Annotated in this window: 1 protein-coding gene; it reads left to right on the top strand. The window is 53.2% G+C overall.

Annotated elements, in window-relative coordinates; translation table 11 throughout:
* Nucleotides 1-631: CBS domain-containing protein (locus G9C82_RS20605; protein WP_127015263.1), on the top strand; the 631-nt coding region annotated here is incomplete at both ends.

The following is a 631-nucleotide window of genomic DNA, read 5'->3' on the forward strand; positions in this document are numbered from 1 at the left end:
CCGCTGTACTGGTTTGCCAAGATACTCGCTCCAGCTATCTGGGTCGGTGATTCGGTTGCAAAGGGAACACTGGGCCTGTTCGGCATCGAGATGACTCAGGCATGGACAGAAACCGAGAAAGAAGTCATCGAAACTCGTGCCGACCTTCGGAACCGACTTGGATCGGTACTCGAAGAGGGTGAATTGCCTGCGGAGCGCCGTGAAGAGATCATGAACGCGTTGACGATTGGTGAACAGTCGGTGAGAGAGGTCATGGTCCCCACCGAAGAAATCATAGCCATCTCAACTGAGGATTCAGCTGAAGCGAACTTCGAAAAGCTTGAGCAGCACCCTCATACACGGTATCCACTAATTGGTGAGGATTTAACTGAATTCCATGGGATCGTCTACAGTCCAGCTCTGTTCAGTCATCGTGAGGAACTCGCCAGTGGCAACGGTGCGTTCACTGAACTGGCGGCACCGACGATGACGCTTTCGCCCGATACCGATGTGAGCGACGCGATCGATCAGTTCCAGACAGAGCGACAAGAGATGGCTCTCATCATCGAAGACGGCGAGGTTATTGGACTAGTGACCGTCACTGACCTGCTGGAAACGATTATCGGCGATATCGAAGATCCGCTCGACCAAG

The sequence above is a fragment of the Haloarcula sp. R1-2 genome (genome assembly GCF_011627385.1).
Classification (GTDB): Archaea; Halobacteriota; Halobacteria; order Halobacteriales; family Haloarculaceae; genus Haloarcula; species Haloarcula marismortui.